General features: G+C 57.8%; 10 protein-coding genes and 1 pseudogene. 6 read left to right on the top strand and 5 right to left on the bottom strand.

From position 1 onward, the window contains the following. The first annotated feature begins 450 nt into the window (after positions 1-450). On the top strand, positions 451-1,773 hold the full coding sequence (locus SALB1_RS14990) for a M23 family metallopeptidase (protein WP_179950673.1): 1,323 nt from the start codon (positions 451-453) through the stop codon (positions 1,771-1,773). Between the two features lie 282 nt (positions 1,774-2,055). Here the strand turns inward: SALB1_RS14990 and SALB1_RS14995 are convergent, their stop codons facing one another. Beyond that, positions 2,056-2,550 carry a hypothetical protein gene (locus SALB1_RS14995; protein WP_145961338.1) on the bottom strand — a complete coding sequence of 165 codons (495 nt, stop codon included), beginning with the start codon at positions 2,548-2,550 and terminating at the stop codon, positions 2,056-2,058. A gap of 260 nt (positions 2,551-2,810) precedes the next feature. Here SALB1_RS14995 and SALB1_RS15000 point away from each other — a divergent pair, with 260 nt between their 5' ends. Next, the gene (locus SALB1_RS15000; RefSeq protein ID WP_109994575.1) at positions 2,811-3,143 is read left to right on the top strand and encodes a transposase; all 333 of its coding nucleotides are present in this window, start codon (positions 2,811-2,813) and stop codon (positions 3,141-3,143) included. Positions 3,144-4,137: 994 nt separating this feature from the next. On the opposite strand, the pseudogene SALB1_RS20005 reads toward SALB1_RS15000, so the two are convergent. Next, positions 4,138-4,287: pseudogene (locus SALB1_RS20005) on the bottom strand (short-chain dehydrogenase/reductase); the annotation flags it as partial. Between the two features lie 300 nt (positions 4,288-4,587). Between SALB1_RS20005 and SALB1_RS20010 the strand changes: the two are divergent. The 4 genes from SALB1_RS20010 to SALB1_RS15020 all read left to right on the top strand — a co-directional run bounded on the left by SALB1_RS20010 (position 4,588) and on the right by SALB1_RS15020 (position 8,222). Continuing rightward, positions 4,588-4,881: a transposase gene (locus tag SALB1_RS20010; protein WP_158590763.1), complete on the top strand. Its 294-nt coding sequence runs from the start codon at positions 4,588-4,590 to the stop codon at positions 4,879-4,881. Positions 4,882-5,491: 610 nt separating this feature from the next. Continuing rightward, complete coding sequence (locus SALB1_RS15010; protein WP_109994577.1) at positions 5,492-6,349, top strand: PA4780 family RIO1-like protein kinase; 858 nt, start codon at positions 5,492-5,494, stop codon at positions 6,347-6,349. A gap of 129 nt (positions 6,350-6,478) precedes the next feature. Then, positions 6,479-7,171, top strand: a complete 693-nt coding sequence (locus tag SALB1_RS19610; RefSeq protein ID WP_109994578.1) for a transposase — start codon at positions 6,479-6,481, stop codon at positions 7,169-7,171. Positions 7,172-7,367: 196 nt separating this feature from the next. Beyond that, positions 7,368-8,222, top strand: coding sequence for an IS4 family transposase (locus SALB1_RS15020; protein ID WP_158590764.1), 855 nt, complete (start codon positions 7,368-7,370; stop codon positions 8,220-8,222). A gap of 288 nt (positions 8,223-8,510) precedes the next feature. Here the strand turns inward: SALB1_RS15020 and SALB1_RS15025 are convergent, their stop codons facing one another. From SALB1_RS15025 to recD, 3 genes are all read right to left on the bottom strand, one after another. Further along, entirely contained in the window at positions 8,511-9,335 is an 825-nt protein-coding gene (locus SALB1_RS15025; protein ID WP_109994580.1) for a hypothetical protein, read from the bottom strand. Between the two features lie 3 nt (positions 9,336-9,338). Next, positions 9,339-11,033 (bottom strand): AAA family ATPase, encoded by a 1,695-nt coding sequence (locus tag SALB1_RS15030; RefSeq protein WP_109994581.1) that lies wholly within the window; start codon positions 11,031-11,033, stop codon positions 9,339-9,341. 163 nt (positions 11,034-11,196) lie between these two features. Then, complete coding sequence (gene recD, locus SALB1_RS15035; RefSeq protein WP_255414422.1) at positions 11,197-12,987, bottom strand: exodeoxyribonuclease V subunit alpha; 1,791 nt, start codon at positions 12,985-12,987, stop codon at positions 11,197-11,199. Between the last annotated feature and the right edge of the window lie 86 nt (positions 12,988-13,073).

Raw genomic sequence — 13,073 nt, forward strand, 5'->3', positions numbered from 1 at the left:
GATTCGAGTGGCAAGTCGCGGCGATGCTCGGACGGCGCGTGAGTCGCGTGGCGTCGGGTAGACCGAGGAAAGGGATAGGCAATGGTCAGAAAACTGTGTTCTGTCCTTGAGGGTTCCAGAGGGCTTCTACGAAAGTAGAATAGAAGGACGGCGACAAAGCAGTTTTGGTCTGCCGATATGCTTGGTAGATGTTATGCCGAGCGTGTGACGTCGTGCCCGGTATGGCCGAGGTAACGAGTGGCTACCGGCCGAAAAGCGTCGCCATGCCGCGATCTTCGTTACGGCTATAAAACGCGCATTGAACAACAACGATTACAATACCCGGCTACGGCGAGCTCGACAGGCGTCGCCGTAACATATCGAGCAAGGTCGCGAACAAGCCCGTTGCAGAACGAAGGGCGGTTGTGTGAGCAGTGTTCCAACCAGATGATGACGATATTGATGAGAAGTATGCGCAGTGATTTGCTGGCAATCGGTCTGACGCTTCCGGCGCTGTTTTCGACCGGTGTATTCACCACGGTTTCGGCAAAAACTGCGACGTCCACGGCGGCCGAGCATGGCTCGACGTGGCAAACGATCAGGGTTCGCCGCGGCGGTACGCTTTCCGGCGCTTTCGCCAGAGCCGGGCTCGGCACGCAATCCTGGCAGCATGTGCTCGCGCTGGGCGGACCCACCCAGTCGTTGACGCGACTGCACCCCGGCGACCTAATACGGTTGAAAAAGAACAGCGCCGGCGAACTCAGCCATCTGCGCTATCGCATGGGCCCGCTCAAGACGCTGAAGGTCGACCGCCGCGGTGGCCGCTTGCACGCCCACATTCACAAGATCTCCATACATGTAAAGCGCCGCATGGTGGCCGGCACGGTGGGGACATCCTTGTCGGGTTCGCTGGCGGCGGCGGGTGTACCCGCCACGATTGCCAATAAACTCAGCCAGGTTTATCGACCGCGCATGGATTTGTCCCGCCACATTCAGCGCGGCGATCAATTCCGCGTTCTTTACAAGGTTCGCTACGAAGGCGGCAAACGTCTCGGTCCGGGTTCCTTGCTGGCAGCGCGTTTCACGATCGGAAAACAGAAAGTGCGGGTTTTTCGTTTCCGCGAGCCTGATGGCCGGGTCCGCTATCTGAACGCCGACGGCAAAAGCTACAAGCTGGGGATCTCGCGCCATCCAGTCAATTACACGCGGATCAGTTCACCGTTCATGAAGGAGCGCATGGACCCGGCGATTCACGTGCTCCAACCGCATAATGGCACCGACATGGCCGCACCGATCGGCACCCCGGTGCGGGCGGCGGCAAACGGCACGGTCAAATACATCGGTTGGGCCCGGGGTTATGGCCGCGTGATCTATTTGCGCAATTTTGACGGCTACACCACGCGCTATGCACATCTCCACAGCTTTGCCCATGGGCTGGCCAAAGGCGACCATGTGAAACAGGGGCAGCGCATTGGAACAGTAGGCAATACCGGCTGGTCGACTGGCCCGCATCTGCTGTTCGAGATCCGCAAGAACGGCGTGCCGCACAATCCCATGACCATGCCGTTGCCGTCCGCTCAGCCGTTGAGCGGCAAACAGTTGGCCCAATTCAAAAAACGTATCGGCCCGCTTGTCGCGATGGTCGATCAACCGGTTCATGCGCGCGGATACGCCAGCGTTCTTGGTCAACACAAAGTGTGTTCAAGCCGTATCGTCGGCCCCGCTGGGCAGGCCGCAGGCCCGGGACGTGCGAATCGCTCGATCTGTGTCGCCGACTCGGGCCGATCCAGCTAGGAGGCTGCGCCGCGAGTTCAATAGGGGCAGGGCCGGAGGGTTCCCACAAATCGGTCCCACGTCGAAGAGCACCGCTAATCGGTTTGAAGTGCTATCCACGGTGTTTTTTTAACGCCTCCCAGGGGGCGTATCGCGACGTGGCCAGTTCCTGCACCCCCCGCTGCCTGCAGAAGCCCGAGATAGACCCCGAGCTCTTCACCCCAGGCTATCGGCGTGGCCTAAAGCCACGCCGTGCCGGGTCGCATGCTTCGGGCGCGACGAAGCATATGGCCGATCTCCTGGCTAGAGGGCGGTGACGTGCTGCACCCCGTCGGCGTAGCGACGCAACAAGACCTTTTCGCCCTTCGAAAACTTGGACGAATCGCCCGGCTGCGAGATCGTTTCGTAGCCGTGATCGCCCATATTTAGGGTCAGGCGCACTCCTTGCTCCTTGCTCATACGGTCGGATACCGCGCTGGTCAGCGAGGAGGCCATCGATCCGAAAGCGCCACTGAGACCGCTATAACCGGTATGTGAGCGGACCTCATCATCCGTGCCCGACTTGGCGGAGCCGATCATTTGCGCAGTGACGCCCTTGTTGTTGACTCTCACCTGGGCGGTTTTGGATTTCTCGACCACGCCCTTCTCGGTGTCGACTACCGCGCCGTGCGCGGTCGGATCGAACTGGGGTGTTTTTGCCGTATCGACGAACCGGTTCATCTCTCCTTGCATACCGGCACAGCCAGACACCGAAATAGCCGAAACAGCCAGTGCCAGCATCGCAATTGTTTGTTTCATTCTCCCCTCCCGGGCTTGAGTAAGTGAATTGGCAACCTCTCCCGAGTTGCCAGCAAGTAGACAATATCGGTCGGGAGCCGGCGGTCTTGAGTGTGGCGCACGTTTTCGTACGAAAATTATGGGACAGGCCGCGGGGAACATTAGGGCGAAATTAACGGGCGGACCCAATGCTGTGCACTTAATCACTCGAGTCGTGCAATTCGGTGGTAAATTAAACCGCTGATGTCCTACCGTGTTTCTATTCGGAAGATGGCTATCGCTTGTATCTTGAATGGTTGGAGAAGTACGCTGAGTCAGGGGGTTGCGTGGTTCATGCCTATGCGCCGATGACGAATCATGTCCATCTGCTGTTAACCGCCAAAACAACCGGAGGTGTCGGGCAATTGATAAAGCGACTGGGCCAGGGCTCGGCAACCGACTGGCATGAATGTGCTTTGACAGGCAATTCAGACCTGATAGAAAAAGAGTTGGCCAAGGTTCTGCAGCGCATCACGACCGCCATCAGAGTATCCGTGATCGCTGACAAGCGCCGGTTGGAAAGCGATTTCCGACATGCGTTCAAGGGCGTCGAAGCGATATCGCAGATCGATTAGCGACACGCATGACCCTGTTCGAGATGGCCTCAAGATGGTCGCGGCCGGCCCAGCGGCTGCCGCCTCCATCTATTCCCGAGCCGCTGGCCGCACGTATCGAGACAGTGTTCGGCCTGCCCCCGAACTTTCCCGTATTGCGCTCACGACGGGCGTGCTAGTCGTCGTGCCTGCGGCTTTGGCGCCAACAGGCGGCGAGGCGCTTGGCTTCGCGCCGGGATTCTTCCCGATTGCGGGTGCGTGGCAGGTCGAATGCCTGGCCACAACGCGGGCAGCTATCGGGCCATTTATGGCGCTTGTCGGCGTCCCCGGGTTGGTGCTTGCACTTCGGACAGTACAGTCCGGTGATTAGCGGCAGACGTGGCATGGTCTGGGCGCATAGTATGTCTTGGTAACTATGATTAGCGGCTGAGGGCGCATTGCGTCAAGTGGCTGGCGGGCGTGATTTGTGCCGGCCATTCGGCGAGATGATAGTCGTGGGCCCTGACGTAGAGCTGCGTTTGCGGGGCGGGCAAGCATCGGCCTCGCAAGAGTCGTGAATAAATCGGTTAACCGTGCACGTTGCAAGACCCGTGTGCATTGGCAGGGCGGGCGTAAAAAGAACCTGAACGGATTTTTACGTCAGTTCTTTTGCGCGGGCGGCGGGTTAAGGCAAGCCGAGCAGACAGGCGTAGACAAAGTCGTGGCCTTGCTCGACCGTCGGTCATGAAAGCGTCTCAATTATTTGACACGTCATGAGGCTTCGAGCACGGCCGCTCTGTTGTGGTTAAAAGTTGAATCCACCCGGCTTGACGCACAAGGCAAGACCTGACCTCAAGCTTCCTTTTTACGCGGTCCGGCATTTCAGCACAGCGGTCGCGGCACCGTGGCGATCGGCGCAACCATTGTAGTCGCGCCTTGAGCTGCCGCGTTTGGCCGTCGCGAGCAGCGACGACCCCCTCCGATGCCAAACTATAGGGCGCCGCCGCATACGGCGGCACCCGAGCCGCGCAACCGTTCAGCCGTCCGTCGAGATCGTCACCGCCTCCCACGCATCGATCGCCTGCGCCGTGTCGGCGAGGCGGTCACGCACGAGTTTCAGGGCATCGCTGCCGAGCAGCAGATGCGCCGGCGGGGCGTCGGTATCGATGACGCGGAGCAGGAAGCGGCGGGGTCAGGTCTTGTGTCGTGCATCGAAATAATTTCTACCCGACTCTGACGCAAGCTATATGCAAGTTTGGTGTATGCGGCCTTGATCAAGCGGCCCCGGTGGACATTGGACTCGCTTGTTTGCTCGATGCCCTCGACAAAGGTTGAGCGTAAACTGCTGGTCGGCCCGCGGATAAGCGACGTAAACCAGCGCCAAGCCGCGGCGATGCTGGGGCGGCGCGTGAGCCGCTGAGCGCCGGGCAGACCGAGGAAAGAAAACGGAGTAGGCCAGAGTGCTGGGAGCCGTGGCCTGTTCCTATTGTCCCTACTCTACAGTGCGGCCGAACTGGCCGATCTGTATTACCGCCGCTGGAACGTCGAGCTGTTCTTCCGTGACCTGAAGACCACGATGGGATGGATATCCTGCGTTGCCGCACGCCGACCGGCGTACACAATGAAATTCGGATGCATTGGATCGTATACAACGCTTTGCGGCTTCTCATGTGGGAAGCCGCCCAAACCAGGGCTGACTCGCGCAGCAATATCAGCTTTAAGGCAACTCTTCAGGCATTGCGTCAATGGCGACCGGAGGCGTTGGCCGACCCCTCGTTGATCCAGGCTATCGCGGACGTCGGCATCATGCCACGCCCGGGCCGCCGGGAGTCCAGATGCGTCAAACGAAGACCAAAGCCGTTTGCGTTGTTGACTCGACCGAGACACCAGATGGAGGAAATACCCCATCGCAGTCGGTATCGTGCGAAACCCGCTTAACTTAGCGCCATTCTGGTATGTCCCCAATGCTGTTCCTCGAAGTCGGCGGCTTGACTGCCGGCCACGAACGCTCGAATGTCTTCAAAGGTCTGGAGTCCCTGAGTATGGAGTTTCACGATCATCCTCCGATGATCCCAAACTCCGGGCCGCCTTCAGGCTCATTTCACCTTGGAATGTCGTGCTTCGCTCAGGCTCATGTGTCATTGGACAAGGCTCAGGGTTGCTGGAGGCCATGGTCATCCTCTATTGTGTCGGCCCCTGTTGTTCCTGCACCGACCGAGGCTCGCTTGTTGGCGTAGCGAACTGGCAGTGCAACACATGATCCCGATCGCACTGGCATCGTTATGACTGGCCAGCGTGAAAGGCGCTGAAAAGTGTCTTCCGGGTTTTGCAAGAACAGAATCCTACGCCGACTCAATCGACCTCATCATTTCGGTGATTCATCCCGCATTATGAAAACACCCAAAGCGCTGCTTCCCTTGTTTCATGACGGCATTATCGATGCGGTGGTCAGCCGGCTTCAGAGCGGCAAGGAAGCGACGGTTTATATTGTGACCAGCGGTTCAGAAACCCGCTGCGCCAAGGTTTACAAACACGCACAGCAGCGCAGCTTTCAGAAAGCCGCCGAATATACCGAGGGACGCAAGGCCCGGGGCAGTCGCAATGCGCGCGCTGCCGGCAAGCGTACCCAGTACGGCCGTAAGGTCCAGGAAACCGAGTGGAAAAACGCCGAGGTTGATGCCTTGTACAAGCTGGACGGTGCGGACGTTCGCGTCCCGAAACCGTTTGGCGTGTTCGACGGTGTGTTGCTGATGGAGCTCGTACTCGATCCGAATGGGCGTCCGGCGCCCAGGCTTGGTGAAGTCGAGATGACGCCCTCGCAAGCGGTCGAATGGCACACGTTCATGATCCGGCAAATCGTGCGCATGCTCTGTGCGGGCCTGATTCACGGCGACTTGTCGGAATACAACGTGCTCATCGGCCCGGACGGCCCGGTTATTATCGACTTGCCGCAGGCCGTGGACGCAGCCGGCAATAACAATGCTTTTCGCATGCTTGCTCGGGATGTGAACAACCTACGCGCCACGTTCGGCAAGGTCGCCCCCGAGTTGCTGGAAACCGAATATGCCCTCGAGATCTGGGGCTTGTACGAGGCGGCGGAACTCGAGCCGGACACGCCGCTGACCGGGGTATTCACGCGCGACGAGACGGCAGCCGACGTGGGCGCGGTTCTGGATCAGATCGAAGAAGCGCGGCGCGAAGCCGAAGCGCGCCAGCGTGGGCGTGAGCAGGCGCAGGACGATTCTTAGCCTGCATGGCATGTTGTTGCCACCTGGGCCGCAGGGTCAAGGGAACTCGGAACCTGAGCACATCGCAAACCGGGGACAGACCACGGTTTTATGATATACTGCCACTCTTGATTTCGGTGCAATCGAGTTATGCCCCGCCGCCCACGCGTCATGCTTCCGCAGGTCCCGGTTCACGTCATCCAGCGTGGCAATAACCGGCAAGCCTGTTTCTATTCGGAAGACGACTACCGCTTCTATCTTGAATGGTTGCAGAAGTACGCCGAGTCCGAGGGCTGCATGATTCATGCGTATGCGCTGATGACGAATCATGTCCATCTGCTGCTAACCGCCAAAACAACCGGCGGTGTCGGGCAATTGATGAAGCGACTCGGCCAGCGCTACGTGCAATACGTCAACCGTACCTATCATCGTAGCGGCACACTTTGGGAGGGGCGGTTCCGATCCTGTCTCACCCAGGAAGAACACTACGTGATGGGGTGTCATCGGTACATTGAACTCAACCCAGTTCGTGCCGGTATGGTCGAACACCCGGCCGAATACACCTGGTCGAGTTATCGTGTGAACGGGCAGGGCGAGAAGAGCCGTCTCATCACACCCCACTCGCTTTACAGCGCGTTGGGCCGAACGCAAACCGAGCGACAAGCGGCCTACCGTGAATTGTTTCGTTATGAACTCGATCCCGGGCTGATTGACGAGATTCGGAAAGCGACGAACGGCAACTATGTTTTAGGCAGCGACCGTTTCGAAGCCGAAGTCGCGGCGGCGCTGGGGCGTCGCGTGAGTCGCGGGAAGCCGGGGCGGCCGAAGAAGGAATCGAGCTAGGCGAGGGCGCCAGAAAAGGTGGTCTGTCCCCTATTGCCCTTCCTGGTCGGCGACCTCATAAGCACTGAGCGCGTGCGGTGGCAGCAGCTTGGCTACGACGGCTTGTCGGCGTTCCTCAGAATAACGAGGCATGACATTCTCCTATCGCCCTCTCGTTTAAGACAGTGTATTCGAAGGCACGACAGGTAGTCTGACAGTGAGGGCATTACCGACGCTGGCAACGGCGTTCTACCGCGACTGGCGGCTGGTCAGCCTGGATGGCTCGACGATGGAAGTCGCCGACCAGCCGGCCAATCGTGAGGCGTTCGGCACCCCCGGCACGCAGCAAGGCCATACCGGCTATCCGCAGCTGCGGTTTGTCGGACTACTTGAGTTTGGCACGCAGTGCTTGTTTGGCGTCACGCTGGGCGGCTACGCAGACGCCGAGCACAGCCTGGCGCGCCAAAGCCTGTCAGCGCTCGCGCCGGGCATGCTCTGTGTCGCCGATCGAGGCTTTTCCGGCTTTCCGATGTGGCAGGCCGCCAGCCGAACCGGCGCCGATCTGCTGTGGCGTATTCCGCACAACCGAAAATTGCCGGTGATCGAGCGCTTCGCCGACGGCTCTTATCTGTCTCGAATGACCGCAGCTCCTGCGACTAAAGCCCGGATGGGTGACGAGCCGACGGCGCCGTTGACCGTGCGGGTGATCGATTACCAATTGCCGGAAGTCGATGAGGCCGAGCCCGTCTATCGCCTGATCACAACAATCCTGGATCCAGACGCCGCTCCGGCCGACGACCTGGCGGCCCTGTATTTGTCGCGGTGGCGTATCGAAACCGCGTTCGCCGAGATCAAGACCACGCTGAAAGGCGCCGATATCGTGCTGCGCAGTCGAACGCCCGAACTCGTCCGACAAGAGTTCTGGGGGCTGCTGCTCGCGCACCACGTCATCCATCGACTCATGCTCGAAGCCGCCCTGGCACGCGACAAGCCGCCGGACCGTCAAAGCTTCAAACACAGCTTGTCACTCGTGCGCCGAAAGCTGCCATCCAGTGGCGCCATTTCCCCCTAAGCGTTTCGAGGCGTGGTGGCAAGCGCTCATCTCCGATCTGATCAAACGACCGCTCACCAGTCCGCGAGGCCGAACCAATCCACGGCGAATCAAGCGGCGAACAAAGGATTATCTGTCTCGAAAAGGCAATGAACCGCTTAATCTACGGCCGAACTACACGATTCGAATTGTTAAGTGAACAGCATTGGGTCTGTCCCCTATTGTCCGTAAGTGTTCCGCCGCCCAGCCGAACGAAATAGATGGCATGACGCACAACGCAAGACCTGACCCCGAGCCTTGCGGGCCCCGTTAATTACTCGTGCCGGTTCTCGCGATTATATCCGGCAGGATCGATCTGTAGGCGTCGTATGCCCGCTTCGGTTTGTTCATGTCGCGTACCGAGTAATAGGCGCCAAATAGAGCACTAAATCGCTCTTTATCCTTTGTCCAGGATCCTTCGAAAACAGGGATGGTGAGCCACCGCGAAAACAGGGCGTCGAAGGCAAAGCGGTTAAAAGCCCGGACGAAATTGTTTGATATCTCTAAAGCTTGTTGAAAGCGCCAAATGTCTACTACCACGTTACTCGCCGACAAATCATGAAAACCTAATTCCCTCGCATTTTTGCTATTGAGTTCTCCTCTGGAATGCACAATCGCGTGTCTCAACTGGCAAACACTGTCAAAGCTGTCCAGAGCTCCTGCGACGGAACTGCCGTCTTTAATATGCAAGTCGGCGATATTCCGCGACTCTTTTTTGATCTCCACTTTGGAAGAAAGTGACTTATGTTCTAAGAGAGCGTAGCCAATCGCCGCGCGGTCGTAATAATTAGTCGCGCCAAGCGCAAGCGTTTGGGATGCGGCATGTGTGCGACATAGAGGGCATAGGTTGACTGTCGTAGACAACAGCGTACGCAGATAGAACTCGACCGCGGATACAACGCTCAAGAACAAATACTTAAGGGGTTCAGCGCCATGTTGTGAATAGATGGCGCTGGCGGTGATGTTGATGCCGCGAACATAATCAAAGTAATCGTCAATAGGCGCTGATCGAGCACACGCAGTTCCACTGCTGATGAATTCAGATAGGTCTACCGTAGACGATATTTCGTGGCGATTTACTTGAGGGGTATACATTTTCTACACACTAACGAATTCTTCAGCGTAGGTGCGAATTCGTCGAGCCCATATTTCGCCTACGTAAGGCACCTTTCGTATTGAGAGATCGTCATCGGCCAAAATATCTTGTATTTTTCTGATGCTGGTATGCGATTTTATACTCGATAACCGCCGGTCGGTGAGTGGCAGTTCGTCAATGGATGCGTTTATAAGCTCTTGATAAACTGAAGCATCGGATAATTCAGCCCCGCAATTCATGCAGAATCTCTGTTCTTCTTTAACTCTCGGTGCTTGGCAAGAATCACATGGCGGTAAGTCTAAGACACAGCGATCAATGTAGTCACTTCCAAGTAAGCTTGATGCTCTAGTTCGGACAAACGCATGGGCGTCTCGTTTGCTTAGCGAATCGACTAACTCGGCAACCGAGTAGCTCTTGCCTAGTGATAGTGAGTTTTCAGTAACCACGATAGCGTTATGCACATCGTACCTTTGGAAGACGCCTTTAACTCCTCTAGATACCGAGGGTTTCTTTCGTAACAAACCCGCATATTGAAAAAAATTGAGTATACGCTCCAGCTCAAGTGAGACTGGCTCGGCTATCGCTACTGTAACTGCCTTTTTAGGAAGAGGCTTGTTTCGGTTATAAGTCTGAAGAGTAGATGTGATACTACTTTCGAGTTCTTTGCCAACTTCTATAAAGTGTCTAAATCGAGGTAGTTTCGAAGATAGCGATGTATAGACGCCACGCACGGTCTCAGCGTGATCGGCAATCGCTGACATGGCTGAGGATCGAGTAGGTTTCGCTATATTCGCGTCGTCCATCAATAGCATGTCCGATAACATATTTAGGAACCCCCTAGGCAAGCCGTTAGCAGCGAGCGCAACAAGGTCTACTAGGTCTTCTCTATCCTCGAACTCTGTGCGCAAAACGTCCGGGATTCTTTTTTTGAATATTTCCCACATAAAGCCTAAGTAGGCCTCAGAGTCTGGCTCGTACCAAATCTCAAGAAGCTCCGCCTCGTGGCCTACGTGAAAATTAGGCGAATAGCTCGTGATCCCAGGGTAGATAGCGGCTTTCGCTGAGATATTTCGAGAACGAAGTTCCCTGAAAATTTCAAAGAAATCCCGCTGTTGTTCAAGCGAAAAAGCGTGTGCGGCATCATCGAATAGAAGTACCACTCTATTGCGATCAAGAGTGCTCAGCCAATCGCTAAGCAAGCGGATAAGTAGGCTTGGAGTCCGGCTGAGATCGGTTTGTTCTAAAGCTCGCCCGGCCTCTAAAGCCTCTATTAACTCGCGACTTGATTCCAGTGCTGTACTAAGGGAGTGCGGTACTGTCTCGTCGAGGTCGGAAAAAGTTTCGGCGACGCCTTCGATGATTTTCGCAAGTACCCATTGCCGAAATAATTGTGCAGCGTTACCGGTTTTATGGAAAAGCGGCTCTAAGGCAAGTGATCGCGAGTAGTTAACGTAAACTCCTAACGCGGTTTGATTTGTGAGGAGGTCGTAATATGCCCTCTTGAGCATAGTCGACTTTCCTGAACCGCGCGGGCCGGTTAAGAGCTTTGCGCCTGGCCCCTTGAGTTTTTTTAGTAATAACTGGTCGCGCTTCGTGGTTACTGTCCAGGTATACAGCGCTTTTTTAGTCAGATATTCCGCGCGTTCTTCAAACACGCCTAAAAGATCTGGAGCTTCATGCTCATTTGAAGTATTCATGTGGAAATTCCGGAAAGCGGCGGGTTCAGGTCTTGCGTTCTGCGTCGATTCGATAGGTCTTTCGAAAATTAGTAGTTACAACACCAATATTCCGGCCGCGCTGGTGTTGTATTGCTTGGAGCAAACCGGCGTTAATGCTCTCGAATGCGTCTTTAGACATAATCTAATTCCCCACCGTGACGCGGCCCGCAAGCCCCGAAACTCTCGCAACCTGCCGACTAACGGCCCGCCGCAAAGCCTCACGCTCAGCAAAAACAACCAACCGCTCCCGCGCTCTGGAAAGCCCCGTATAAAACAACTCCCGCGTCAAAACCGGCACATCATAATCCGGCAAAACCAAGGTAACGGAATCAAACTCCGACCCCTGACTCTTGTGAATGGTCATCGCATACACGGAGTCGTGCGCGGGTAGCGCGCTTGGCAGGAAAGCCCGCAGGCCGTGGTCCCCCATGAACCAGACTCGAATTTGCCCGGAATCGTTGTATAGCGCAACACCGACATCGCCGTTATACAGCCCGGTGCGGTAGTCATTTTGTCTAACCATCACCGGGCGGCCGTGATACCAGGCGTCTGCCGGGTTGAAGTCGAAGCGGCGGGCGAGGTGTTCCGTGATGCCGGTGTTGATGGTTTCGCTGCCGGCCGGGCCTTTGCGTACGGCGGTGAGTACGCATTGTTGGCCGAGCTGGGCCAGGGCGAGGCTGGGGTCAGTGGTTTCGATCAGGCGCGCATAGTCGTCGGCCAGCCGGTCCATGAGTTGGCTGATGGCGGCGGCGTCGGAGCGTGGGATATAGGCCAGATCGTCGTGGCCGTTGTTGAGCAGGGCTTCGGCGCCTTCCACATCACCGGCGTTCACGGCGGCCGCGAGCCGGCCGATGGTGCTGTCGGCGTTGAAGCGGCGGCTGGTCTGCAGGGTGACGACATGGTCGGCCAGGGCGTGGCTGGCCGGTTCACGCGCTTCGGCGAGCAGGTCGCCAGCGGCAGTCTGTTGCTCGGCGGTGAAGCGGTTCACGCCGGCGTTGGCGCAGATTTCGGCCAGCACGGAGCCGGATTCGACCGAGGCGAGCTGGTAGCGGTCGCCGAGCAGGATGAGGCGGGCGTCGTTTCTGATGGCATCCGCCAGTTTGGCCATCATCGGCAGGTCCACCATCGAGGCTTCGTCGACGATCACCACGTCGTACGGCAACGGGTTATCGGCGTTGAAGCGCGGCCGGGTGGTGGCGCCGGTCAGGCCGAGCAGACGGTGCAGGGTGCGGGCGGTCTGCGGGATGTGTTCGCCGACGGCGGTGGGGTCGAAGTTCGTATCCGCACCCATGTCGTCCAGTCCTTTGCGCACCGATTCGAGCATGCGGGCGGCGGCCTTGCCGGTGGGGGCGGCCAGGGCGATGAGCGGCGGTGTTTCGTTTTTGTCGAGCGCGGCTTCGATCAGCACGCGCAGCAGGCGCACGATGGTGTAGGTCTTGCCCGTGCCGGGGCCGCCGGAGATGACGGTGAAGTGGTGGCGCAGGGCCGCGAAGGCGGCGACGGCCTGCCAGTTGGTGGCATTCGGGTTGGCTTTGTCCGTTGCGAACAGGCCGCTGCCGGGTTTGAGCGTGTCGACGTTGACCGGGTTCGGCTCGGCCGCCATCAGTTCGCGCAGGCGTTTGGCGAGCCTGGTTTCGTAGGCGTGGTAGCGCTGCAGGTAGAGCCGGTCGTTTTCCAGGATCAGCGGTTTGATTTCGCCCGGTTCGCCGATGAGTTCGCTCGCCGCCAATGCGGTAGGTAGCTCGGCCTGGTTGGCTGCGCTCATCAAGCCGGTCGGGATCGCATCCAGCGCCAGGCAGGTATGGCCCTGGGCGACCGCCCAGCTCGCCAGGGCGAAGGCGCGGGCGACCAGCCGGTCGGCGCCGTGGCGGTGAGCCCAGTGAGCCAAGGCGTTGTCGAGATCGGAGAGGCTGGCGTCTTCGGCGAGTGCCACGGCGTCTATCGGCGTTTCGGTCGCGTGCTCGTGCGTCTTTACTGGTTCGGATTCGACCGGCGCGGAATCGAATAGATCGCCCGTGC

This window comes from Salinisphaera sp. LB1 (assembly GCF_003177035.1).
GTDB lineage: Bacteria > Pseudomonadota > Gammaproteobacteria > Nevskiales > Salinisphaeraceae > Salinisphaera.

Bases quoted from the DNA above. Each gene is read 5' to 3' on its own strand.
- SALB1_RS14990 (WP_179950673.1), top strand. From the start codon at position 451: ATGCGCAGTGATTTGCTGGCAATCGGTCTGACGCTTCCGGCGCTGTTT.
- SALB1_RS14995 (WP_145961338.1), bottom strand. From the start codon at position 2,550: ATGAAACAAACAATTGCGATGCTGGCACTGGCTGTTTCGGCTATTTCG.
- SALB1_RS15010 (WP_109994577.1), top strand. From the start codon at position 5,492: ATGAAAACACCCAAAGCGCTGCTTCCCTTGTTTCATGACGGCATTATC.
- SALB1_RS19610 (WP_109994578.1), top strand. From the start codon at position 6,479: ATGCCCCGCCGCCCACGCGTCATGCTTCCGCAGGTCCCGGTTCACGTC.
- SALB1_RS15025 (WP_109994580.1), bottom strand. From the start codon at position 9,335: ATGTATACCCCTCAAGTAAATCGCCACGAAATATCGTCTACGGTAGAC.
- SALB1_RS15030 (WP_109994581.1), bottom strand. From the start codon at position 11,033: ATGAATACTTCAAATGAGCATGAAGCTCCAGATCTTTTAGGCGTGTTT.